Here is a 25,005-nt window from a genome sequence, read left to right as displayed (position 1 = left end):
GTGATTCCGACTCAGATAGTGACTCAGACTCAGACAGTGATTCCGACTCAGATAGTGACTCAGACTCAGACAGCGACTCGGATTCAGATAGCGACTCAGATTCGGACAGCGATTCTGACTCAGATAGCGACTCAGATTCGGACAGCGACTCAGATTCGGACAGTGATTCTGACTCAGATAGCGACTCAGATTCGGACAGCGACTCAGATTCGGACAGCGACTCAGATTCGGACAGTGATTCCGACTCAGACAGCGACTCGGACTCAGATAGCGACTCAGATTCGGACAGTGATTCCGACTCAGATAGTGACTCAGACTCAGATAGCGACTCAGACTCAGACAGCGACTCGGATTCAGATAGCGATTCAGATTCAGACAGCGACTCGGATTCAGATAGCGATTCTGACTCAGACAGTGATTCCGACTCAGATAGTGACTCGGATTCAGATAGCGACTCAGACTCGGACAGCGACTCAGATTCAGATAGTGACTCAGACTCAGACAGTGACTCTGACTCAGATAGCGATTCGGATTCAGACAGCGATTCCGACTCAGATAGCGATTCTGACTCAGACAGCGACTCAGACTCAGACAGTGACTCCGACTCAGATAGTGATTCGGATTCAGACAGCGACTCGGATTCCGACAGTGACTCAGATTCAGACAGCGATTCTGACTCAGATAGTGACTCAGACTCAGATTCCGACAGTGATTCCGACTCAGACAGCGATTCGGATTCAGATAGCGACTCAGATTCCGACTCAGATAGTGACTCAGACTCAGACAGCGACTCGGATTCAGATAGCGATTCAGATTCAGACAGCGACTCGGATTCAGATAGCGATTCTGACTCAGACAGCGATTCCGACTCAGACAGTGACTCAGATTCCGACAGCGATTCCGACGCAGATAGCGATTCCGACGCAGATAGCGATTCCGACTCAGATAGTGACTCCGACTCAGATAGCGATTCAGATTCCGACAGTGATTCTGACTCAGATAGTGACTCCGACTCAGATAGTGACTCTGACGCAGACAGCGACTCAGATTCGGACAGTGATTCCGACTCAGAAAGTGACGCAGATGCTGATGCAGATTCTGATTCAGATAGCGATTCAGATTCTGACGCTGAAGAAGATAAAGATGGCAATGTTGATAAAGATGCAGATCATAAAGGTATTGGCCATGATAAATTACCTGACACTGGTAATGAAAAAGATATGAATGGTACGTTACTTGGCTCATTATTTGCAGGATTAGGTGCACTATTCCTATCATCAAAACGTCGTCAAAAACGTAACGAAGAGTAATCATAATTGCTCATCATAAAGAAAAAGCCGTGCGAAATATTGCGCGGCTTTTTCTATTTAAAATTGATTCAGATTTTGAAGTTCAATCGCTTGTCATGACAGTTCTAAAAGGATTAAAGTATTAGAGTATTTAAATTCATTAGGAATAAGATTGTCATTGATTTTATTTGTGTTATGAAGGATTTTAAATAAGGAGTATTAAAAGGAGGGAAAGTATGTCTATTTTATCTATAGTACTTGTTGTTTTAGTCGCATTAGAATTCTTTTACATTATGTATTTGGAAACAATCAATCCAACATCAGATACGACAAGTAGAGTATTTAATATTGCTAAAGAAAAATTGCGCGATGAAAATATTCAGACGTTGCTTAAAAACCAAGGGATTTATAATGGGTTTATTGGCGTGTTGTTGTTATATGGTGCATTTATTTCGCCTAACCCTAAAGAAATCTGTATTGCTTTATTAGTATACATCATTGGAGTAGCCTTATATGGAGGCATTTCAAGCGATAAAAGTATCTTTTTTAAGCAAGGGACATTACCAATTATTGCGTTAATCAGCATATTATTGGTATAAAAAAACCGAGGCACTTCATCTAAAATGAAATGTCTCGGTTTTTTATTATGATAACAGATTAACGCTTGATTACGTTAGCTGCTTGGTCACCACGGTCACCTGATACGATATCAAATTCCACTTGTTGACCTTCTTCTAATGATTTATAACCTTCACCTTCGATTGCTGAGAAGTGAACGAATACGTCGTTACCTTCTTCACGTTCGATGAAACCAAAACCTTTTTCTGCGTTAAACCATTTTACTGTACCGTTATACATAAGAATACCTCCGTGTGCATGATGCACGTTTTTATTTCTGTAAAAAAATTCTTTCATCAAAAGGAGTATATTCTTCAAAATAAACTACAATTCAATTACACGAGCTTTTATTACGATAAAGACAACTATACAGGTATTCTGAACAAAAGTAAAGGGAATATTAATAAAAAGTTTAAAAATGTGAAAAACATAGGATTACTAGCAATATTATAGGAATAAGTTACTTTTGTTGTATGATGTTTTTTCGCCAAGCGTTTTCTTAAGCTATGTTGGTTGTCATAGCTACATTTATTTTGTGTATAATTGATGTGAATTATGATAATAACAAGGGTTTTACCAGTCACAAACATATAATGTATAAAGTTGTATCATGACATTGATAAAGGAGTGACTCAAACATGTATGAGAAACGTACACAAAAGACTTATGCAATACTGCAAGTTTTAGTGCATAAATATCAAGAAATTACAGGTAATACATTAATTGGAGACGAGATGAAAGCGCACAATTTAATGTATTACATTCAAAAAACAGCACTAGCTTTAACGGGTGAGCCTATCATTGCCGAAAACTTTGAAGGGTGGGTTCATGGGCCTGTGCTTCCTTCTATGAGAGGGATATTTGAAGACTTTGATGAAGATTCAGAGTATGAAAAGCAATTGTCAGAAACGGATATATACATTATTGAAAATACAATATATAGTCATGGTCAGTATGCGGCGTGGGCTTTAAGAGAGAAATCGCATCAAGAACAAGCGTGGATTAATAGTCGAAAAGGTTTATTAGCAAATGAACGTGGACAAAATGAGTTATTGTTAGAAGATATTCTAGAAGATGCTAAAGATATGAGGTTTTATGATTATCAATATGATATGTATTTAGATGAGTTTGATGATATTGATGAGGAGAACTTCATTCATGTCAAGTAGACCGAAAGACTATATAGGTAAAATAGTAGTAGCAAGATTCCCTTATTTTGATATGAAGACAAAGTCTAAGAAATTTAAAGGGTGTCCTTCTTTAGTAATCGGATGTGAGTCTGAGCGATTTCCTTGTGATTTTGTTGTTTTGCCGGTTTCAAAAATTCAAGATGCCTCCAAGCGCCACCCCAAGTATGACCATCAACTTGATGAATTAGAATGTCAAATCCTCCATCTAAAACACGCGCCATCATTTATTAGATGTCATAAAGTCACAACAGTTCATAGTCAAGAAGTCAAAAGAGAAGTACTAGGTGACATAAGTGCAAACTTACCTATCGTATATAAAGATATAGAAACCAAGTTTACAGATTTTAGTAAAAGTCTATTTTCTTAACTATTTTTACAGCTTATTTTATGATATGGCACACAAAAAGAACCCCGCCATGACGAGATTCTCCAATATAATATGGATAAAATAATAACCTCCCTGAAAGGAATCGAACCTTCATTGTAAGAACCGGAATCTTAAGTGTTATCCATTACACTACAGGGAGTTAATAAGGAAATTAAGCCTTTTCAGTATAACATGAAAAATAATGAATGTTTAACTTTTGACCATTTTTGACTTTTGAGTTAAACTATAAACAAATAAAACAAGTTAATTAGGAGGCAGGAACTTATGAATTTAATTCCTACAGTAATAGAGACAACAAACCGTGGAGAACGTGCATATGATATTTACTCACGTTTATTGAAAGACCGTATTATTATGTTAGGTTCAGCCATTGATGATAACGTAGCAAACTCAATTGTATCACAACTACTCTTTTTACAAGCGCAAGATGCTGAAAAGGATATTTACCTTTACATTAACTCACCAGGTGGTAGTGTAACAGCAGGATTTGCAATTTATGATACGATTCAACATATTAAACCAGATGTTCAAACAATTTGTATTGGTATGGCAGCATCTATGGGTTCATTCTTACTTGCAGCGGGTGCGAAAGGTAAACGTTATGCATTACCAAATGCTGAAGTTATGATTCACCAACCATTAGGTGGCGCACAAGGTCAAGCAACTGAAATTGAAATTGCTGCAAACCATATCTTAAAAACACGTGAAAAATTAAATAAAATTTTATCAGAACGTACAGGTCAAACAATCGAAAAAATTCAAAAAGATACAGACCGTGATAACTTCTTAACTGCAGAAGAAGCAAAAGAATACGGTTTAATTGACGAAGTAATGGTACCAGAACACTAATTGAATGTTCATTTAATAAAGAGGCATATCGCATTTTATGTGGTATGTCTTTTTATTTGTATTTAAGCAAAATAAAAGAAAAGTCATTGTTCTTTTGGTATATTAATTATACTAAAAATAAAAAAAGAGGTAGCCTTTATGAATTTTCATCAAAATAGGATTTCACATGTGACGCGTGTCACGTTAAATGTTAAAAATTTGGAAGCACAAGTTCATTTTTATACTCATGTTTTAGGGTTAGATGTAGCCGAATCTACAAATGAAGAAGCGATTTTAAACATTGGGCAAAGTGGACATCAGCTCGTATTAAGACAACTTAAAAATGGGCGTGAGCCTGAACGAACGGAAGCAGGATTATTCCATATTGCCTTGTTATTGCCTAATGATGTGCAAGTAGGAAGTTTGTTGCGTCATCTGTTAGCACAACAAGTCGTTGTATCAGGTGGTGACCATATCGTAAGCCAGGCAATTTATTTTGCAGACCCTGAAGGTAATGGCATTGAAGTGTACGCTGATAGAGATTCTAATACGTGGACATGGCAAGGAGATCAAGTTGTAATGGATACGTTGCCGTTAGATGGCGATCGATTGTTAACTATTTCAAATGAGAAACGTTGGGCAGGGATGCCGCAAGAGGCAAAAATCGGTCATCTGCATTTGAAAACGAGTGATGTCAAAGTGTCAATGGAATTTTATGCACAATACGGGTTTAAACCAGTAGCAAAATTGCCGGGTGCGGTGTTTATGTCTGATCAAGCGTATCACCACCATATTGCTGTGAATACATGGCAATCCCGTCAGGTTAATCGAGATGCTGAAACAACATATGGTTTGGCACATTTTAACATTATAAATCCGCATCATGATGTAGAAACTGTAACAACGCCTGATGGCATTACGATGACAATTAATCAAAACAGTGAAAATGTCAGTCGTTCATTGTAAAGATTATAGTATAATAGTGATGACTATACGATAAGAGGGTGTAGAAAATGATTAGAGAAGCGACGACACAAGACTTGCCAGAAATATTGGCGATATATAACCATGCGATTGTGCATACAACAGCTGTTTATACGTATGATGAGACAACGTTAGAAGAGCGGCAACATTGGTTCGTTGATAAAGTGCTAGCGGGCATACCTGTTTATGTAGATGTACGCGATTCAAAAGTTGTCGGATTTGCGACATATGGCTCTTTTCGTAATTGGCCAGCGTATCAGTACACTGTCGAACACTCAATCTATGTACATCCTGATTATCAACGACAAGGGATAGCTTCTCGATTGCTCACACAAATTGAAGAGACATTAAAAGCGCGTGGTTATCAAACAGTTGTTGCAGGTATTGATGCTGCAAATAAAGGAAGTATTGCTTTGCATGAGCGCCACGGTTTTAAACATGTTGGGACAATGAAAAAAGTAGGATTCAAGTTTGACCAATGGCTAGACTTGGCGTTTTATCAAAAACAGTTAAAATAATCAGTTATTAAAAAAGCTTGTAAGAGAATAATCTCGAGGTTATCTCTTACAAGCTTTTATTTATTTATCATACAATTCGTTCAGTGCATCATTAAGTTTAGGATATTGGAAAGTGAAGCCTTGTTGTATTAGACGCTGTGGCAAGACATACTGCGTGTCTAACAATAAAGTTGCCATTTGGCCCAGTAGTAAACGCAACATAATACTCGGGACTTTCGTGTAGTGTGGGCGGTGTAAAACCTCTTGCAACGCTTGTCCAAACTGATGTTGTGTGACCGGATTTGGTGCGGTTAAGTTATAGGCCTCATGAGCAGAAGGGGTTTCAATCAAATAATGTATGGCAGTGACTAAATCATCAATATGAATCCATGAGTACGGTTGTAGTCCGTTACCTAGCTTACCGCCAACGAAAAAGTGATACGGTAGTGCCATCTTTGGTAGAGCGCCCCCGTCTTTAGAAAGAATTAAACCGAATCTGCCATAAATAACACGTGTCCCTATGTTATGAAACAGTGAGGCTTGACGTTCCCATTGGTAAACAATTTCCGATAATAAGTCGTGCGGAGATTGTTGTGTTTCTTCGGTGTAAATAGTTGATTGAGAAGGTGGATAATAACCGATTGCACTTGCGTTGAATAAGACGCTAGGTGCTTTATCACGTACACGAAATAAATCATAAAGGGCGCGTGTCGTTTGAATGCGACTTGTCATCATACGTTGTTTGTGGGTCGGTGTCCAGTAATGATTTAAAGTTGCGCCTGCTAAGTTAATGACAATATCAATGTCAGGAACTTGATGTTGCCAATTGTCATGTGACCAGTTGATATATGTGATTTGTCGCTGATCGGACTGTTTTGATGAACGTGTCAGGACATAAATCATATTTCCGCTTGATTGTAAAAGGTGTTTAATCAAATGTTGTCCTACTAATCCGGTGCCACCAGTGATTAAATAGTTTGTCATCATCTATCATCCTTTCATATTTCTGAATTTTCACGTATCAGACAATAAAAAGTCATATAATATTCAAGTTGAATTTGTTTATTTTTTCACAAAGTAAGTTATAATGAAAGTACCTTCGAAAGAATTAATACATCTCTTAATTAAACAGTATACCCCATAATATACAAAACGAAGGTTATTTTGACTCCCTTTAGTAGAGACTGGAATGATGCAGCATTCCGGTCTTATTTTATTTTTACCCAATCCATATACGATTTATGCATTAAGGGAGTTTTCTGTCCCGCCCCGGCAAGGGTGACTAGAAGTGAAAACAAGTTTGTTAATACGCATTGTCACTTCAAATCCCTAATGCCATCAATAAATATTTACTCACTTATTTTGGACAATTTTGCCCATGTCTCAGTTCCATTTCATATATTCAATGATTATAAAATAGTGTGCGTTTAAATAATTTGCACAAACTTACCAATTATTAAAGTTGAAAGGTTGATTTTCTTTTGATAGGGTATGATAATCAAATAAAGTGATTTTTAATTTAAAAATGTGATGCTTAGATATAGAGGATTGGAAGGATAGTAAAGAGAAGGAGTAATGAATATGGCAGTACCACAAAGAAGTAATCAAGGCCCTAGATATAGAGATGACGGCAGAGGACCAGGCAAGAAGAAGTTTGCAGGGTGTTTAAGTGTTATCATCGTTCTGTTATTAATAGGAACGCTTGTATTTGCGGTCTTTGCATATGTTGGTCAAACGCAAAAAGGGGATCAACGCTTAAAAGATCAAAAAATAGAAGAACAAAAAGAAAAACGTGAAGCAGCAGAGAAAAAGAAACAGAGAGAAAAAGCAAAACGAGCAGCGGAAGAGCGAAGAGCAGCAGAAGAACAAGCGCGATTAGAGCAACAACAAAGAGATGCAGAAATTGCAAGACAAGCACAAAGAGCTGCACAACAGCAACGTCAAAATCAAGCAGCGAAGCAGAAAAAAGCAGAAACTGAAGAGAAAGAGGACAAGGCGGCTGAAAAAGAAGCGGCAGAGAAACGACAGGCTGAGGATAAAGCAAAACAAACGCAATCCTCTCAACAGCAATCGCAATCATCAAATAATACACAACAAGCTACACCTCAGCAAAATCAACAACCGCAATCGAATCAGCAAACGCAGTCAAGTCAATCAACGCCAGCACCACAACAATCAACACAAACACAACCAAGACAAGCAACAAATAATAATACATCACAATAAGACGCTAATAAAAGACAGAGCTATTTCACATCTACAAAGTGTGAGAAAGCTCTGTCTTATTTTTTTAATAGCTATAACCATAAATTGAGAAGTATCGTCAAAAGAATCGATAATATAATAGAAAATAAACATCCAGGCACACAACCAATTGGCGTACAACCAAACGAACGTGTATGGATATGATACGTATGTTGTTGATGATTCTCATAAGATTGACCAAAGTCTTCTGGACGTTTATATCGTGGGTCATTAGGCTCAATCACTTCAGGACGTTCATTAGAATTTGTCATAACATCACCTCATATTTACTATAAATAAAAATGTGATGAAAAAGAACTAAAACGCGATATGGAGCCGTTTAAAGTGCTTAACACAATTAGTTGGACGTAAAACGTCCTACAAATTTATTAACTGGGATTACTTTTGACTTGCATTTATAAAAATGACGTAGTATGATGTAATTGTAAAACAGGTAATGAAATTTTTTTAGAGTCATCGGGACTAAAAATGTCACCGTCTTGGCTCGAAGTTGACCCCCTGTTCACTATTAAGGAGGCGTGACTCTTGAAACGTATGATTCAAGTGCAACAAAAATTAGTGCCTGACTTGATAGATAAAATGTATCGACGGTTTTCAATTTTGACAGCTATCCAGAAATATCAACCGATTGGTCGACGTACATTAAGTGAAATTTTGAATTTGACTGAGAGAGTATTGAGATCAGAGACAGACTTGTTGAAACATCAAGATTTAATTTTGGTGAAACCTACAGGTATGACACTCACATCAGAGGGTATAGATGTGATGAAGCAGTTGAAAGATTATTTCACGCATTATTCTGATGATCATCATCTTGCCAAATTCATCCGAGATTATTATGACATCAAGGAAGTGCACGTCATTCCTGGCAATAGTGATACAGATTTAAATGTCAAAGTTGAGTTAGGTCGTATTACAGGACAGTTACTTGAGAAACAATTGTATGAAGACGCGATTGTATCGGTTACTGGGGGTTCTACGATGGCATCTGTTAGTAATGCTATGACAGAGCTACCGTTTAGTGTATTGTTTGTTCCTGCGCGAGGTGGTCTTGGTGAGAATGTTGTTTTTCAAGCCAATACGATTTGTTCCACAATGGCACAACGTACGGGTGGTAAATACACAACACTCTATGTTCCAGATCAAGTGAGCGAACAAACATATCAGAACTTAATGCATGAACCGTCTGTAGTTAACACATTGAATAGAATTAGGCAATCGCAATTTATTATACACGGTATCGGTGATGCGCTGAAAATGGCGAAACGTAGACAATCATCATCTGAAGTAGTCGAAAAACTTCAACATCATAATGCCGTTGGTGAAGCCTTTGGTTATTACTTTAACCAACAAGGCGAGATTATTCACAAGGTTAAGACGATTGGACTTCAACTTGAAGAAGTACAGTCGAAAGAACACATTTTTGCTGTTGCAGGTGGTAGTTCTAAAGGCAATGCAATTAAAGCATATTTAGAAATCGCACCTAAAAACACAGTACTCGTGACTGATGAATATGCAGCAAAGATTATTACGCAAGATCTTTTAAAAAATTAAAAATTATATTATTTTAAGGAGGCCACTCACATGGCAGTAAAAGTAGCAATTAACGGATTTGGTAGAATTGGTCGTTTAGCATTTAGAAGAATTCAAGACGTTGAAAATATCGAAGTAGTAGCAGTTAACGATTTAACAGACGATGACATGCTTGCTCACTTATTAAAATATGACACAATGCAAGGTCGTTTCACTGAAGAAGTAGAAGTAATCGACGGTGGATTCCGCGTAAACGGTAAAGAAGTAAAATCATTCTCAGAACCAGAACCATCAAAATTACCATGGGCTGACTTAGATGTAGACGTTGTTCTTGAATGTACAGGTTTCTTCACATCTAAAGAAAAAGCTGAAGCACACATCGAAGCAGGTGCTAAAAAAGTATTAATCTCTGCACCTGGTCAAGGCGACCTTAAAACAATCGTATACAACGTTAACCACGAATTATTAGATGGTTCTGAAACAGTTGTTTCTGGTGCATCATGTACAACAAACTCACTTGCACCAGTTGCAAAAACATTACAAGATTCATTCGGTATCGTTGAAGGTCTTATGACTACAATTCACGCATACACTGGTGACCAAAATACACAAGACTCACCACACCGTAAAGGCGACAAACGTCGTGCACGTGCAGCTGCAGAAAACATCATTCCTAACTCAACAGGTGCTGCAAAAGCAATCGGTCTTGTAATTCCAGAAATCGCTGGTAAATTAGACGGTGGTGCGCAACGTGTACCAGTAGCAACAGGTTCATTAACTGAATTAACAGTTGTTCTTGAAAAAGAAGTAACAGTTGAAGAAGTTAACCAAGCAATGAAAGATGCAACAAACGAATCATTCGGTTACACTGAAGACGAAATCGTATCATCTGACGTTGTAGGTATGACTTTCGGTGCATTATTCGATGCAACACAAACACGTGTTATGTCTGTTGGTGACCGTCAATTAGTTAAAGTTGCTTCTTGGTACGATAACGAAATGTCTTACACAGCACAATTAGTACGTACTTTAGAATATTTAGCTGACCAAGCAAAATAAGCGTGTGATATCGCAAGTTAAGCAAGTACTCGGTACGTGCCTCTGACGAATATGTAGCTTGATACTAGGCGGGGGAGCACAAACGCTTCTCCGCCTATTTTAAAAGGAAAGTATAGAAAGTAAGTAATAAAATTCTTAATAAAAAGCAAGATTTGGTTTAAACTGAAATAAACGATTGTTTTGAGGAGGATTTTAAAAATGGCAAAAAAAGATGTAACTGATGTAGCGTTAAAAGGTAAAGTTGTACTTGTGCGTGCAGACTTCAACGTGCCAATGAAAGACGGCGAAATTACAAACGACAACCGTATCGTTCAAGCATTGCCAACATTGCAATATATTCTTGAGCAAGGCGGGAAAGTCGTTGTATTCTCACACTTAGGTAAAGTGAAAGAAGAAAGCGACAAAGCGAAGTTATCATTAGCACCTGTTGCAAAACGCTTATCTGAAAAATTAGATAAAGAAGTTACTTTTATTCCTGAAACACGTGGTGAAAAGTTAGAAACGGCTATTCAAGCGTTAAATGAAGGCGACATTTTAATGTTTGAAAACACACGTTTTGAAGATGTTGAAGGTAAAAAAGAATCTAAAAACGATCCTGAACTTGGAAAATACTGGGCATCTTTAGGTGATATTTTCGTAAACGATGCATTCGGTACAGCACACCGTGAACATGCATCAAACGTAGGTATTGCGACACACCTTGAAACAGTTGCTGGTTTCTTAATGGAAAAAGAAATTAAATTTATCGGTGGCGTTGTTGAAAACCCAGATAAACCAGTGGTAGCAATTCTTGGTGGTGCGAAAGTATCAGACAAAATTGGTGTGATTGAAAACTTACTGAACATCGCTGATAAAGTATTAATCGGTGGCGGTATGGCGTACACGTTCTTAAAAGCACAAGGTAAAGAAATCGGTCTTTCTTTATTAGAAGCAGACAGAATTGACTTTGCGAAAGACTTGCTTGAACGTGCAGGAGACCAAATCGTTTTACCAGTAGACGGTAAAGTGGCAAAAGAATTCTCAAACGATGCTGAGATTACAGAAGTATCTGTTGACGAAATCCCAGCAGATCAAGAATCACTTGATATTGGTCCAAAAACAGTTGAATTATTCAAAAAACAACTTGAAGGCGCTCATACAGTCGTATGGAACGGCCCAATGGGTGTATTTGAATTCAGTAACTTTGCACAAGGTACAATCGGTGTATGTGAAGCAATCGCTGAGTTAAAAGATGCGACAACAATTATCGGTGGTGGCGACTCAGCTGCAGCAGCAATGCAATTAGGCTTTGAAGAAGACTTTACACACATTTCAACTGGTGGCGGTGCATCACTTGAATATTTAGAAGGTAAAGAATTACCAGGTATTAAAGCAATCGCTAACAAATAAGTTGTCAGTTTTAACCAATGACATTAAATAAAAAGTGTTGACGGAAGTGAGCGGACAGATCCACTTCTCGTCAACGACTTTACTGATAAGAAGCAGCTTAGTTTGACGTGTTTCTTATGCGGTGAAAATGATATTAACAAACTAGGAGTGTTTTAAGTGAGAAAACCAATTATTGCAGGTAACTGGAAGATGAACAAGACAGTGCAAGAAGCGAAAGACTTTGTCAAAGCGCTACCAGCATTGCCAGATACAAATGAAGTTGAAGCAGTCATCTGTGCGCCAACAATTCAATTAGACGCGTTAGTTACTTTGACAAAAGAAGGCGTGGCACCTGGTTTGAAAATCGGTGCACAAAATACGTATTTTGAAGAAAGTGGTGCGTTTACGGGTGAAACATCACCTGTTGCATTAGCTGACTTAGGTGTGAGCTATGTTGTGATTGGTCACTCAGAACGCCGTGATTTATTCCGCGAAACAGATGAAGACATCAATAAAAAAGCACATGCTTTATTCAAACATGGTATGACTCCAATCATTTGTGTTGGTGAGACTGACGAAGAGCGTGAACAAGGTAAAGCAAATGCTATCGTTGAAGGTCAAGTTGAAAAAGCATTAGCAGGTTTAACAGAAGCACAAGTAAAAGAACTTGTGATTGCATATGAGCCAATTTGGGCAATCGGTACAGGTAAATCTTCAACAGCGAAAGATGCAAATGAAATGTGTGCAGCTGTACGTGCAACTGTTGCGAAGTTAACGAATGATGAAGTTGCACAAGCTGTACGCATTCAATACGGTGGTAGTGTTAAACCGAACAACATCAAAGAATATATGGCAGAAACTGATATTGACGGTGCATTAGTCGGCGGTGCTTCATTGAAAGTTGAAGACTATGTACAATTGTTAGAAGGTGCGAAGTAATATGGCAAAACAACCAACAGCGCTTATCATTTTAGATGGATTTGCGAATCGTGAAGAAGAACATGGGAATGCGGTAAAGTTAGCGCACAAACCAAACTTTGATCGCTATGCTGCAAAATATCCAACGACACAAATCGAAGCAAGTGGTTTAGATGTGGGGCTTCCTGAAGGTCAAATGGGTAACTCTGAGGTTGGTCATATGAACATCGGTGCAGGTCGTATCGTGTACCAAAGTTTAACACGTATTAATAAGTCAATTATTGATGGTGACTTTTTTGATAATGCGGTTTTAAATGGTGCCATTGATCATGCCAAAACAAACGATGCAGCACTACACATTTTCGGTTTACTATCAGACGGTGGTGTACACAGTCACTACAAACACCTTTTTGCGATTTTAGAATTAGCGAAACGCAAAGGTCTTAATAAAGTGTACGTACATGCCTTTTTAGACGGTCGTGACGTAGACCAAAAATCAGCACTCACATACATCGATGAAACAGAAGAACAATTCAAGAAAATCGGTGTTGGCCAGTTCGCATCTGTGTCAGGTCGTTACTATTCAATGGACCGTGACAAACGTTGGGAACGTGAATTAAAAGCTTATGATGCGATTCGAGGTGTGAGCGAAACACAGTATGCCTCTGCACGTGAAGGTGTCGAAGCAAACTATGCTGCAGATTTAACAGATGAATTTGTAGAGCCATTTGTTGTGACAGGCCAAAATAACGGCGTGTCTGACGGTGATTCAGTTATTTTCTACAACTTCCGTCCTGACAGAGCAGCACAACTTTCAGAAGTATTTACGAACAAAGCATTTGACGGTTTCCCAGTGGAACAAGTAAACGATCTTTACTATGCAACATTCACGAAATACAACGACAATGTCGATGCACACATTGTGTTTGAAAAAGTAGATCTTAAAAACACAATTGGTGAAGTTGCACAAGATAATGGTTTGACACAACTACGTATTGCAGAAACTGAAAAATATCCACACGTGACATATTTCATGAGTGGCGGTCAAAACGAAGAATTTAAAGGTGAACGTCGTCGTTTAATCGCATCACCAAAAGTTGCAACGTATGACCTTAAGCCTGAAATGAGTGCGTATGAAGTTCGTGACGCACTGTTAGAAGAGTTGGATAAAGGTGATTTAGACTTAATTATTCTAAACTTTGCTAACCCAGACATGGTCGGTCACAGTGGTATGTTAGAACCAACAATTAAAGCAATTGAAGCGGTAGACGAATGTTTAGGTGCAGTTGTCGATAAAATCATCGATATGGGTGGAACAGCGATAATTACAGCGGACCACGGTAACTCTGACGAAGTGTTAACAGAAGATGATAAACCGATGACAACACATACAACAAACCCAGTACCTGTGATTGTAACGAAAGAAGGTATTACGTTACGTCAAACAGGTCGTCTTGGAGATTTAGCGCCAACATTGATTGATTTACTTGGCGTGAAACAACCAGCTGATATGACAGGTGAAACATTGATTGAACACTAAATGATTTTGAGAAATGGTGCACAATCGTTATAATAACAATAAGAAGACAAAATGAAAGATTGACTGCCTGATTTGTCACAAACAGCAGGGAGATCATCTTAACAAAAAGGAGATTTAATCATTATGCCAATTATTACAGATGTATATGCTCGCGAAGTATTAGACTCACGTGGTAACCCAACAGTAGAAGTAGAAGTATTAACAGAAAGCGGTGCGTTCGGTCGTGCCCTCGTACCATCAGGTGCATCAACAGGTGAACATGAAGCAGTTGAGTTACGCGATGGTGACAAATCACGCTATCTTGGTAAAGGTGTAGAAAAAGCGGTTGAAAACGTGAATGAAATCATCGCACCTGAATTAATGGAAGGCGGATTTGCTGTATTAGATCAAAATTCAATTGACAAAATGATGATCCAATTAGACGGTACACCTAACAAAGGTAAATTAGGTGCCAACGCAATTTTAGGTGTGTCAATTGCTGTTGCGCGTGCAGCTGCTGACTTCTTAGGTCAACCATTATACAAATATTTAGGTGGATTCAATGCAACAGTATTACCAACACCTATGATGAACATTGTAAACGGTGGTTCTCACTCAGATGCACCAATCGCATTCCAAGAGTTCATGATCTTACCAGTAGGTGCTAAAACATTCAAAGAAGCATTACGTATCGGTGCAGAAGTATTCCACGCATTAGCAAAAATCTTAAAATCACGTGGTCTTGTTACTGCAGTTGGTGACGAAGGTGGTTTCGCACCTACATTTGAAGGTACAGAAGATGCGGTAGAAACAATTCTTGAAGCAATCAAAACAGCTGGTTACAAACCAGGCGAAGATGTATTCTTAGGCTTTGACTGTGCATCATCAGAATTCTATGAAAATGGTGTGTATGACTACACGAAATTCGAAGGTGATAAAGGCGCTAAACGTACAGCAGCTGAACAAGTTGACTACTTAGAAGAATTAGTTAACAAATACCCAATCATCTCTATCGAAGACGGTATGGATGAAAACGACTGGGACGGTTGGAAGTTACTTACAGAACGTATCGGTGACCGTGTACAATTAGTTGGGGATGACTTATTCGTAACAAACACAGAAATCTTACAAAAAGGTATCGAAAACAACATCGGTAACTCTATCTTAATCAAAGTTAACCAAATCGGTACTTTAACTGAAACATTTGAAGCAATTGAAATGGCTCAAAAAGCTGGATACACAGCAGTTGTATCACACCGTTCAGGTGAAACAGAAGATACAACAATTGCTGACATCGCAGTTGCAACAAATGCAGGTCAAATTAAAACTGGTTCATTATCACGTACAGACCGTATTGCGAAATACAACCAATTATTACGTATTGAAGATGAATTATACGAAACAGCTAAATATGAAGGTATTAAATCTTTCTACAACTTAGATAAATAAGATGACTTACCTGAAATGATAAATCGGAGTGACGCGTTTAAGGACGTGTTGCTCCTTTTTTTGCTGTTCCCAATATTACCTTTTAGCACATCATTATTGTAAAATATTTAACGTAAAAATTCAGAAAAATCAGAAATTCTATTTACATAAATGATTTAAATTGGTAATATTCAGTATTATCAATTGTTTTATTGTGCAAGGAGGTATTTTTATGATAGGGGAAGACAGAGTGCAAACCATCATCAATCAGGATCAAAAGTATTTTGCAAAAGCGGGGCGTATACCGTACTATCCGTTGGTGATTAAGGAGGCACACGGTTCAACTTTAGTAGATATTAATGGGAAAACGTATATCGATTTGTTATCAAGTGCCAGTTCACAGAATGTCGGACATACGCCGAAAAAGGTCGTTGAAGCGATTCAACAACAAGTTGCACGTATGGTGCATTACACACCAGCGTACATGCATCATGAACCACTGACAAAGTTAGCTGAAAAGTTATGTAAGCTTTCGCCGGGGAATTTTGAGAAACAAGTCCTATTCGGATTAACGGGATCAGATGCGTGTGATGGCATGATTAAGTTTGCCCGTGGGTATACAGGCAGACCGTATGTCATTAGTTTTACAAATGCATATCACGGTTCAACATATGGGGCAATTTCAGCGTCAAGTATTGCATTAAACATGCGTCGAAAAATCGGACCGTTATTGCCAGGATTTTTCCATATTCCGTACCCAGATGCGTATCGGGGGTTATACAATGATAGTGAACCGACTACTGTAGAAGGTTATCTTGCCCCTTTAAAAGATATGTTTAAAACGTATGTGCCACCTGAAGAAGTAGCTTGCATTATGGTTGAAACATTTCAAGGAGATGGTGGTTTGTTAGAACCTGTACCGGGTTATTTTGAGGCGTTAGCAGATCTGTGTAAAGCACATGGTATTTTGCTTGCAGTAGATGACATTCAGCAAGGCTTTGGACGTACAGGTAAATTTAGTTCAATTGAACATTTTGATATAGAAGCTGATTTGATTGCATATGGTAAGTCCATTGCGGGCGGTATGCCAATGTCAGCAATTGTCGGACGCAAAGAAGTGATGGAAGCATTAGATGCACCGGCACATCTTTTTACAACGGGTGCGAATCCTGTTTGTTGTGAAGCAGCGATTGCGACGATTGATTTGTTAGAAGAAGAAAATTTAATTAGTGAAACAGCAAGAAAAGGTGCGCTTGTAAAAGCACGTATGCAACAGTGGCTAACGCAATATGAATGTGTTGGGGATGTGCGTGGTAAAGGACTTTCGATTGGTATTGAAATCGTGTCGGATAAGAAAAATAAGACGAAAGATGCAGCGGCAGCACTTAAAATTTGTAACTACTGTTTTGATCATGGTGTGGTTATTATTGCGATTGCAGGAAGTGTGTTAAGGTTCCAACCGCCACTTGTGATTACCGATGATGAATTGAATCAAGCGTTGACGACTTTAGAAGCGGCGATTGAAGCACTAGAAAATGGCATGCTTGATCGTTATCAAATAGAAGGACAAGGGTGGTAATCACGATGACAAATTCAGTAAATTGGAAAAAAGTTTTGAAGCTAAGTGGTGCATATATCGCATATTTGATTGGCTCTGGATTTGCGACAGGGCAAGAAGTGATGCAGTTTTTCGCATCATACGGACCGATTGGGATTATCGGGGCATTGATTTCAATGGTATTATTTTGTTTACTCGGCTCTATGATTATGATTAAAGGGTATGAATTAAAATTAAGTCAACCGGGCGATATTTTTAAAGTATATTGTGGCAACATTATTGGACGTATTATCGAATATTTTGCTTTGCTCTTCTTATTCAGCATTGTGGTTATTATGATTGCAGGAACAGGTGCAGTTGTTTCAGAACATTTTAAATTACCATCATCTATTGGCTTTTTAGGTATGGGGCTTGTAGCGATGATTACTGTACTACTTGGTTTGAATAAGTTAATTGATATTATTGGTTTAATTGGACCAGTTATCGTTGTTTTAACAATCGGTATTTGTGGCTACGTCTTTTTTACACACCTCGGTAGCATTCCATCGTTTGAAACATTACCAGAAGCGGCAACAAAATTACAACCAGTCCCACATTTTTGGCAGTCTGCTATTTTATTTTTCTGTTACAACATGTTAGCGGGTACGGTTTTCTTTACACAGTTAGGAAGTGAAGCGAGCAACAAAAAAGAAGCAATTGCAACAGCGATTGGTGGTGCATCTGGTCTTATGATTACCGTTGTGATGATGGTTGTTGCGATGCTTGTTCATTATAATGAAGTAATCAAATTGGAAGTGCCGTTACTTTATATCGGTAACACCATTCATCCGATTATCGCGTTATTCTTCGCCGTATGTATTATTTTAGGTATTTATTCTACAACTGCACCGATGTATTGGCTTGTTAAAAATGAAGCGATGCGCTTTATAAACAAACGTTTTGATATTGTTGTGACTATTTTGTTAGGCGTTATTTTTATGGTTGGTGGTACATTACCATTCGGTTCACTCGTCGCAACGATTTATCCATTCGTTGGCTATGTCGGTGCATTGATTGCCATTATTATTGTAGGCCATACGATTTTTCATCATTTTAAAAATACAGCATCATAAATTTTAATTTTTGTTAAAACTTAACTTTCTATAATACTCGTTGTTTTATTTAAGGGGGTTATTTGGTATAGTGATGTTAAATCAAGATGGAGGAATATCGTTATGTCTCAACATATGGATGCAGAGCTGCGTGCTAAAAACACTGGTAAGTTATTAGCTTATATCTCATTTTTATTTGCTGTATGCCTCGTTGTACATCAAGTGGTTATTGTAGACGGTCAAGTAATCAGTTATATGCTTGAACAATCAGGCAACAAAGTCAGTCAAAACTCAATTAACGCCATTAGCAATAGTTTGCGTTACACAGGAATTTTATACATCCTTGCATATTCTGCAGGCGTCGTATCAATTAAATTTCAACACCCGTATTTATGGTGGTTTATGATTGCTGTATTTATTTCTCAAGGTTTTAATTCATTATTAAATCCACCGATACTTTACAGTGCGATTTTTCATGTGAAAGGCTTTTTCGCACTAGTCCCATATGGCATTGTTGTTATCGGTTCACTTGTAGCTGCTATTTTTATGATTACAACAAGCGTGAAACGAAAATCGACATTCAATCGATAGTCAGCGTTGTCCTAATAGAAATAATGTGATACAATAGCTTCCGTATATGATGAATGGAGGACAATCTGATGCATACTTTTATTGTTGTATTACTGATTATTGACTGTATCGCACTCATCACAGTTGTTTTATTGCAAGAAGGTAAGAGTAACGGTTTATCAGGTGCCATTAGTGGTGGGGCTGAACAGTTATTTGGTAAACAAAAACAACGTGGTATAGATTTATTTTTGCATAGATTGACAATTGTACTATCAATTATTTTCTTTGTATTAATGTTAGGTATCAGTTACTTTAATATGTAGAGTCCGACAGTTGTGTAGTCGGACTTTTTTATTTGTGCACTGATTTGTAAATCGCTAGAATAAAGTTATATGATTTATTTGAGAAAGGACGAGGTTTTAATATGAAAATGCAACTTCCAAAGCCATTCTTATTTGAAGGAGGCAAACGTGCGGTATTATTATTACACGGTTTTACAGGGAATAGTTCTGACGTACGTCAACTTGGTCGTTATCTTCAAAAAAAGGGATACACATCACATGCACCACATTATGAAGGACATGCTGCACCACCAGAAGAGATTTTAAAATCTAGTCCACATGTTTGGTATAAAGATGCGTTAGACGGCTATGATCATCTTGTGGAACAAGGTTATGATGAAATCGCAGTTGCAGGTCTGTCACTTGGTGGCGTCTTTGCATTGAAGTTAAGCTTAAATCGTGATGTAAAGGGTATTGTAACTATGTGTTCCCCTGCATATATTAAAACTGAAGGATCTATGTTTGAGGGCTTTTTAGACTACGCGCGCAACTTCAAGCGTTATGAAGGCAAAGATGATGAAACGATCGAGCGCGAAATGAAAGTTTTCCAACCTACTGAAACATTGAAAGAGCTACAACAAACAATTCAAGGTGTGCGTGATAGCTTGGACGAAGTGATGGATCCATTATTAGTCATTCAATCTGAAAATGATGAAATGATTAATCCTGACTCGGCAAATGTGATTCATGATACAGCGATTTCTGACTCGAAAAAGTTATCATGGTATCACAATTCAGGACACGTCATTACAATTGATAAAGAAAAAGAACAAGTATTTGAAGAAGTCTATCAATTTTTAGAATCACTGGATTGGTCTGAATAGGACGCAGTGAGAGATAAAAGTTTAATAGGAAAGGAGGCAAATCATGGATTTAAAACAAGAAATTTTAAACTTAATTCAAGAAGAAGACTATCAAGCAATGTCTGTATCTGACTTTCAAGATGCACTTGGCTTAAGTAGCGCAGAATCGTTTCGTGATTTAATTAAAGTGCTGAATGAGCTGGAACAGACAGGTATCGTCACGCGTACAAAGCAAGACCGCTATCAGAAAAAAGGTCCGAAGCCTGGATTAGTACGAGGGACACTGAGCCAAAATAAAAAGGGCTTTGCATTTTTACGACCAGAAGATGAAGGAATGGAGGATATTTTTATCCCGCCAAGTAAAATTCATTATGCGATGGATGGTGACACAGTTGTTGTAGAAGTACAAAAATCGCGTGGAGACCACCGTAAAGGAAAGTTTGAAGGAGAGGTCAAAGCGATTGAACGCCATGCGGTGCATCAAGTCGTTGGGACATTTTCAGAAGCCCGTCACTTCGGTTTTGTTATTCCAGACGATAAGCGCATTATGCAAGATATCTTTATACCAAAAGGGCAAGATCTAGGTGCTGTAGAAGGACATAAAGTGCTTGTGCAGATTACACAGTATTCAGATGGTACGAATAATCCTGAAGGTCACGTGTCTGCCATTTTAGGGCATAAAAATGATCCGGGTGTTGATATTTTATCGATTATTTATCAACATGGCATCGAAATTGAATTTCCAGATGATGTGTTAAAAGAAGCAGAAGCGGTGCCTGATGCGATTGTGCCTGAGGAAATAAAAGGGCGTCGTGACTTGCGTGATGACTTGACGATTACCATTGATGGTGCTGATGCGAAAGACTTGGATGATGCCATTGCATTGAAACAGTTAGAAAATGGTAACATTGAGTTGACTGTGAGTATTGCTGATGTCAGCTACTATATTAAAGAAGGTAGCGCATTGGATAGAGAAGCGTACGATCGTGCAACGAGTGTATATCTTGTTGACCGTGTTATTCCAATGATTCCACATCGACTTAGCAATGGCATTTGTTCATTAAATCCGAATGTGGATCGTTTAACGATGAGTTGTCGCATGGAAATTAATGCACGTGGTGAAGTTGTGCGTCATGAAATATTTGATAGTGTCATTCATTCTGATGCAAGAATGACGTACGATGCGGTTAATGAAATTATTACAGAACGTAATCCCGCAATGCGTCAACATTATGCGACGATTACACCGATGTTAGATTTAGCACAAACGCTGTCTAACCGTCTTATTGCGATGCGACAACGCCGTGGAGAAATCGACTTTGACATTCCTGAAGCACAAGTGCGTGTGAATGAAGAAGGGTTACCAGAAGACGTTGTGATTCGTGAACGTGGAGAGGCCGAGCGTTTGATTGAGTCATTCATGCTTGCAGCGAACGAGACGATTGCAGAGCATTTCAACAAGAAAGACGTGCCATTTTTATATCGTGTGCATGAACAACCGAAGTCTGAACGTCTACGTCAATTTTTCGACTTTATTACGAACTTTGGCATTATGATTAATGGGACAGGCGAAGAGATTCATCCAAGTACATTACAAAATATTGCCGAAGCAGCGACAGGGCGACCAGAAGATCGTGTTATTTCAACAATGATGTTGCGCTCTATGCAACAAGCACGATACGAAGCGGATAACCTTGGACATTTTGGTTTAGCAGCTGATTATTATACACACTTTACATCACCGATTCGTCGTTATCCTGATTTAATTGTGCATCGTTTGATTCGCAAGTATTTAATTGAGCAGTCAATGGATACGAAAGCATTGCATAAATGGGAAGAAGCATTGCCTGAGATTGCAACACATACGTCGAATCGTGAACGTCGTGCGATTGAAGCGGAACGTGATACAGATGAGTTGAAAAAAGCGGAGTATATGATTCAACATATCGGTGAAGAATTTGAAGGTGTTATTAGTTCCGTGGCGAATTTCGGTATGTTTATTGAATTGCCGAACACGATTGAAGGGCTTGTCAGCATTCAAAATATGACGGATGACTACTACAACTTTGATGAACATCATATGGCGTTAATTGGTGAACATAAAGCACACGTTTATCGCATTGGTGATACAATTAAAGTGAAAGTCATTCATGTCGATGTCGACGAACGTCAAATTGATTTCCAAGTCGTGGGTATGCCTATTGATCTTAAAGGGAATCGTGATAAAAAGACGCAAGGTAAGACAATCCAAATTAAGACAAAAGGTAAGCAGTTTAAAGGTAAAAACGACGGCAAGAAAAAGCGTAAACAGCGCAAAGGTAAGCATGAACGCAAACAAGGGAAATCAAAGAATAAACCTTTTTATAAAGACAAAAGCATTAAGAAAAAAGCACGACGAAAGAAAAAATAAGTTGAGGTGAGTACCATGGCGAAAAAGTCAGGCAAGGGAACCTTAGCAGAAAATCGTAAAGCAAGACATGATTATCAAATTGAAGATACGATTGAAGCAGGCATTGTATTACAAGGTACAGAAATTAAGTCTATTCGACGTGGGAGCGCAAACTTAAAAGATAGCTATGCACAAGTGAAAAACGGCGAGATTTTTTTACAAAACATGCATATTGCGCCGTATGAAGAAGGCAATCGCTTTAATCATGATCCATTGCGTTCGCGTAAACTTTTGTTGCATAAACGTGAAATCATGAAATTAGGGGAGCGCACACGCGAAATCGGCTATTCTATCGTTCCACTTAAACTTTATTTAAAACAAGGACATTGTAAAGTACTATTAGGCATTGCACGCGGTAAGAAAAAGTTTGATAAGCGTCAATCGTTAAAAGAAAAAGCGGTTAAACGTGATATGGCACGTGCAATGAAACAAAAATACTAAACATTGCGCCATGTTATAATATTTGATATGATATAATGTGCTTTCGAATATAAGCAGTAAAGCACATTATATTGTTGTCACATGGGGGCGTTTATGGATTCGACAGGGGTCCCCCGAGCTCATGAAGCGTGTCGGAGGGTTGTCTTCGTCATCAACACACACAGTTTATAATAACTGGCAAAACTAACAATAACTTAGCAGTAGCTGCCTAAGCGCACTCTGCATCACCTAACCGCATCGCCTATGTGCGGTTAACGTGATTCAACTGAAGTAGGCTACACATGTCACTGCCGTTTGAAGTCTGACGTGGAGAGCTTAATCAAACTAGCATCATGTTGGTTGTCTGTCACCTTGCATGATGTGAAACTTATCGATAGACTACACACGTAGAAACATTTGTATCAGGACCTTTGGACGCGGGTTCAAATCCCGCCGCCTCCACTATATAAGAAACAGGGGACACAAACCTTTTTGGTGCGTGCCCCCTGTTTTGCTATATTCTGTAGTGCCATAGTGTTTGCAAGTGTCAAGGGAGCGGGACAGAAAGCTTATTTTTTGGCTTTCGTTGTCCCGCCCCGGCAAGGGTGACTAGAAGTGAAACAAGTTTGTTAAAACGCATTTTCACTTCAGACACCTACTGCCATGTAGTGATTTTTTTATGTCACGTTTATTTTGCTATTTTAAGTTCTTTTAGTAAATAGCTGTATGACTATAAAGAAACGACTCCTTGATTTGGGAGTGTCATAATTAGTTTGACACACTGCTTATAAAAAACTTTGAGGTCTTTATATTATTATAGTTTTGTGTCCATTGATAGTTTTCAAATGATCTATGCTATAATTGATAATAATTATCAATTAATAGTATAGGAGTGATAAAATGAATCAATTGAAAGGTATACCAGAATCCATGTTAATTCCTTTAGCAGCACGTGCTAGAGAATTTGACCATGAGAATCCGATTATAAAAGATGAACTATCTAAGGAAATCTTTTGTCATATTAAAAATGACTACAAAAATATTGAATGTGATAAAATGTCTCAAGTTGGAATCAGTGTACGATCTGCCATACTAGACGATATTACACAAGATTTTGTGAACAACGCTGAAAATCCGATAGTTATTAATATAGGGTGTGGACTAGATACAAGGTATCAAAGGTTTAATACATACAATCTTTCATGGGTAGATTTAGATGTACCTGAATCGATTCAAATCAGAAAGCAGTTTTTTGAAGAGACAGCGCATTATAAAATGATCGTAAAGTCTATGTTGGATGATACATGGATTGAACAGGCAAAACAATATGATTTTTATGACAAGGATGCGAACCTTTTATTTATTTTTGAAGGCGTATTAATGTACTTTGATATGCAGACAATTAAAGGGCTACTTAACACGATTATTCAACAATTCGCTAGTCACAAAATCACTTTTGCCATTGAGTTTTGTTCAAAGACGATTGCCAAAAATACGAAACGCCATAAATCAGTATCAAAACTGTCATCACAACCATTATTCCAGTATGGCTACAATCAATTAGCAGAATTAGATGCGATTTTGCCGAAGCAGTTGTCTATCAAACACGAGTATAACTATTTCGATTTTTATAAAAGTAGATGGGGACTGTTTGGCGCTTGTAGGTATATCCCATTTTTAAAAAATCGTTTGAATAACAAAATCGTAACAATGGAAAATTAGATGCAGTAGTATGTACGCAAATTATTAACATAAAAACAGGGTATGCTTGACCTAAAAGTAAAGTGGACCCCATGTCAAGGACACTTAAAAAAAAGACCATTAACTAAATAATTAACTCCCACTATGATGGTGTCATAGGAGGAGTTAAGGCAATGTGAGCCTGTACT

The 25,005-nt window shown here is 38.1% G+C and carries 25 protein-coding genes and 1 other RNA gene; 23 read left to right on the top strand and 3 right to left on the bottom strand.

Annotation, left to right across the window (positions count from 1 at the left end):
• Positions 1-1,310: LPXTG cell wall anchor domain-containing protein (locus tag TP70_RS08335; RefSeq protein WP_044360938.1), on the top strand; the 1,310-nt coding region annotated here is incomplete at its 5' end.
• 215 nt (positions 1,311-1,525) lie between these two features.
• Positions 1,526-1,888: a DUF1304 domain-containing protein gene (locus tag TP70_RS08330; protein ID WP_044360937.1), complete on the top strand. Its 363-nt coding sequence runs from the start codon at positions 1,526-1,528 to the stop codon at positions 1,886-1,888.
• A 58-nt stretch (positions 1,889-1,946) separates the two neighbouring features.
• Here the strand turns inward: TP70_RS08330 and TP70_RS08325 are convergent, their stop codons facing one another.
• The gene (locus tag TP70_RS08325) at positions 1,947-2,147 is read right to left on the bottom strand and encodes a cold-shock protein (RefSeq protein ID WP_044360936.1); all 201 of its coding nucleotides are present in this window, start codon (positions 2,145-2,147) and stop codon (positions 1,947-1,949) included.
• A gap of 398 nt (positions 2,148-2,545) precedes the next feature.
• Between TP70_RS08325 and TP70_RS08315 the strand changes: the two genes are divergently transcribed.
• The 5 genes from TP70_RS08315 to TP70_RS08290 all read left to right on the top strand — a co-directional run bounded on the left by TP70_RS08315 (position 2,546) and on the right by TP70_RS08290 (position 5,815).
• The gene (locus tag TP70_RS08315; RefSeq protein WP_044360932.1) at positions 2,546-3,076 is read left to right on the top strand and encodes a Panacea domain-containing protein; all 531 of its coding nucleotides are present in this window, start codon (positions 2,546-2,548) and stop codon (positions 3,074-3,076) included.
• Entirely contained in the window at positions 3,066-3,464 is a 399-nt protein-coding gene (locus tag TP70_RS08310; RefSeq protein WP_044360931.1) for a type II toxin-antitoxin system PemK/MazF family toxin, read from the top strand. Before TP70_RS08315 ends, TP70_RS08310 begins: the two co-directional genes overlap by 11 nt.
• Positions 3,465-3,749: 285 nt before the next feature.
• Entirely contained in the window at positions 3,750-4,334 is a 585-nt protein-coding gene (clpP, locus tag TP70_RS08300) for an ATP-dependent Clp endopeptidase proteolytic subunit ClpP (RefSeq protein ID WP_044360930.1), read from the top strand.
• Between the two features lie 138 nt (positions 4,335-4,472).
• Entirely contained in the window at positions 4,473-5,279 is an 807-nt protein-coding gene (locus TP70_RS08295; protein ID WP_044360929.1) for a VOC family protein, read from the top strand.
• A gap of 47 nt (positions 5,280-5,326) precedes the next feature.
• Complete coding sequence (locus TP70_RS08290; RefSeq protein ID WP_044360927.1) at positions 5,327-5,815, top strand: GNAT family N-acetyltransferase; 489 nt, start codon at positions 5,327-5,329, stop codon at positions 5,813-5,815.
• A gap of 60 nt (positions 5,816-5,875) precedes the next feature.
• Here the strand turns inward: TP70_RS08290 and TP70_RS08285 are convergent, their stop codons facing one another.
• Positions 5,876-6,778, bottom strand: coding sequence for a TIGR01777 family oxidoreductase (locus TP70_RS08285; protein WP_044360926.1), 903 nt, complete (start codon positions 6,776-6,778; stop codon positions 5,876-5,878).
• Positions 6,779-7,375: 597 nt separating this feature from the next.
• On the opposite strand from TP70_RS08285, the gene TP70_RS11840 reads away from it, so the two are divergent.
• Complete coding sequence (locus TP70_RS11840; RefSeq protein WP_052502898.1) at positions 7,376-8,020, top strand: DUF4887 domain-containing protein; 645 nt, start codon at positions 7,376-7,378, stop codon at positions 8,018-8,020.
• A 71-nt stretch (positions 8,021-8,091) separates the two neighbouring features.
• Here the strand turns inward: TP70_RS11840 and TP70_RS08275 are convergent, their stop codons facing one another.
• On the bottom strand, positions 8,092-8,310 hold the full coding sequence (locus TP70_RS08275; protein WP_044360925.1) for a hypothetical protein: 219 nt from the start codon (positions 8,308-8,310) through the stop codon (positions 8,092-8,094).
• 283 nt (positions 8,311-8,593) lie between these two features.
• On the opposite strand from TP70_RS08275, the gene TP70_RS08270 reads away from it, so the two are divergent.
• The 15 genes from TP70_RS08270 (at position 8,594) to TP70_RS08205 (ending at position 24,838) form a co-directional block, all read left to right on the top strand.
• The gene (locus tag TP70_RS08270) at positions 8,594-9,613 is read left to right on the top strand and encodes a sugar-binding transcriptional regulator (protein WP_411914115.1); all 1,020 of its coding nucleotides are present in this window, start codon (positions 8,594-8,596) and stop codon (positions 9,611-9,613) included.
• Between the two features lie 30 nt (positions 9,614-9,643).
• A complete protein-coding gene (gene gap / locus TP70_RS08265; protein ID WP_044360921.1) occupies positions 9,644-10,651 on the top strand; it encodes a type I glyceraldehyde-3-phosphate dehydrogenase in 1,008 nt (335 codons plus the stop codon).
• Between the two features lie 198 nt (positions 10,652-10,849).
• Positions 10,850-12,040: a phosphoglycerate kinase gene (locus TP70_RS08260; RefSeq protein WP_044360919.1), complete on the top strand. Its 1,191-nt coding sequence runs from the start codon at positions 10,850-10,852 to the stop codon at positions 12,038-12,040.
• A 156-nt stretch (positions 12,041-12,196) separates the two neighbouring features.
• Positions 12,197-12,958 carry a triose-phosphate isomerase gene (gene tpiA, locus TP70_RS08255; protein ID WP_044360918.1) on the top strand — a complete coding sequence of 254 codons (762 nt, stop codon included), beginning with the start codon at positions 12,197-12,199 and terminating at the stop codon, positions 12,956-12,958.
• A 1-nt stretch (position 12,959) separates the two neighbouring features.
• Positions 12,960-14,477, top strand: coding sequence for a 2,3-bisphosphoglycerate-independent phosphoglycerate mutase (gpmI, locus tag TP70_RS08250; protein WP_044360917.1), 1,518 nt, complete (start codon positions 12,960-12,962; stop codon positions 14,475-14,477).
• A 123-nt stretch (positions 14,478-14,600) separates the two neighbouring features.
• A complete protein-coding gene (gene eno, locus TP70_RS08245; protein ID WP_044360916.1) occupies positions 14,601-15,905 on the top strand; it encodes a surface-displayed alpha-enolase in 1,305 nt (434 codons plus the stop codon).
• A gap of 211 nt (positions 15,906-16,116) precedes the next feature.
• Positions 16,117-17,463: an aspartate aminotransferase family protein gene (locus TP70_RS08240; protein WP_044360914.1), complete on the top strand. Its 1,347-nt coding sequence runs from the start codon at positions 16,117-16,119 to the stop codon at positions 17,461-17,463.
• Positions 17,464-17,468: 5 nt separating this feature from the next.
• Positions 17,469-18,554: a YkvI family membrane protein gene (locus tag TP70_RS08235; RefSeq protein WP_044360913.1), complete on the top strand. Its 1,086-nt coding sequence runs from the start codon at positions 17,469-17,471 to the stop codon at positions 18,552-18,554.
• 102 nt (positions 18,555-18,656) lie between these two features.
• On the top strand, positions 18,657-19,124 hold the full coding sequence (locus TP70_RS08230) for a hypothetical protein (RefSeq protein ID WP_044360911.1): 468 nt from the start codon (positions 18,657-18,659) through the stop codon (positions 19,122-19,124).
• Between the two features lie 68 nt (positions 19,125-19,192).
• Positions 19,193-19,426 (top strand): preprotein translocase subunit SecG, encoded by a 234-nt coding sequence (secG, locus tag TP70_RS08225; RefSeq protein WP_044360909.1) that lies wholly within the window; start codon positions 19,193-19,195, stop codon positions 19,424-19,426.
• A gap of 101 nt (positions 19,427-19,527) precedes the next feature.
• A complete protein-coding gene (locus TP70_RS08220; RefSeq protein ID WP_044360908.1) occupies positions 19,528-20,268 on the top strand; it encodes an alpha/beta hydrolase in 741 nt (246 codons plus the stop codon).
• A gap of 43 nt (positions 20,269-20,311) precedes the next feature.
• Positions 20,312-22,657: a ribonuclease R gene (gene rnr / locus TP70_RS08215; RefSeq protein ID WP_044360907.1), complete on the top strand. Its 2,346-nt coding sequence runs from the start codon at positions 20,312-20,314 to the stop codon at positions 22,655-22,657.
• 15 nt (positions 22,658-22,672) lie between these two features.
• Complete coding sequence (gene smpB, locus TP70_RS08210; RefSeq protein ID WP_044360905.1) at positions 22,673-23,137, top strand: SsrA-binding protein SmpB; 465 nt, start codon at positions 22,673-22,675, stop codon at positions 23,135-23,137.
• An 83-nt stretch (positions 23,138-23,220) separates the two neighbouring features.
• Positions 23,221-23,581, top strand: a transfer-messenger RNA (tmRNA) gene (gene ssrA, locus TP70_RS12030).
• Positions 23,582-24,016: 435 nt separating this feature from the next.
• Positions 24,017-24,838, top strand: a complete 822-nt coding sequence (locus TP70_RS08205) for a class I SAM-dependent methyltransferase (RefSeq protein ID WP_044360904.1) — start codon at positions 24,017-24,019, stop codon at positions 24,836-24,838.
• Positions 24,839-25,005 lie beyond the last annotated feature (167 nt).

It is taken from the genome of Staphylococcus microti (genome assembly GCF_000934465.1).
Lineage (GTDB): Bacteria > Bacillota > Bacilli > Staphylococcales > Staphylococcaceae > Staphylococcus > Staphylococcus microti.
The sequence above is the reverse complement of the archived record's forward strand: the minus strand, read 5'-3'. Positions and strand labels throughout refer to the sequence as shown.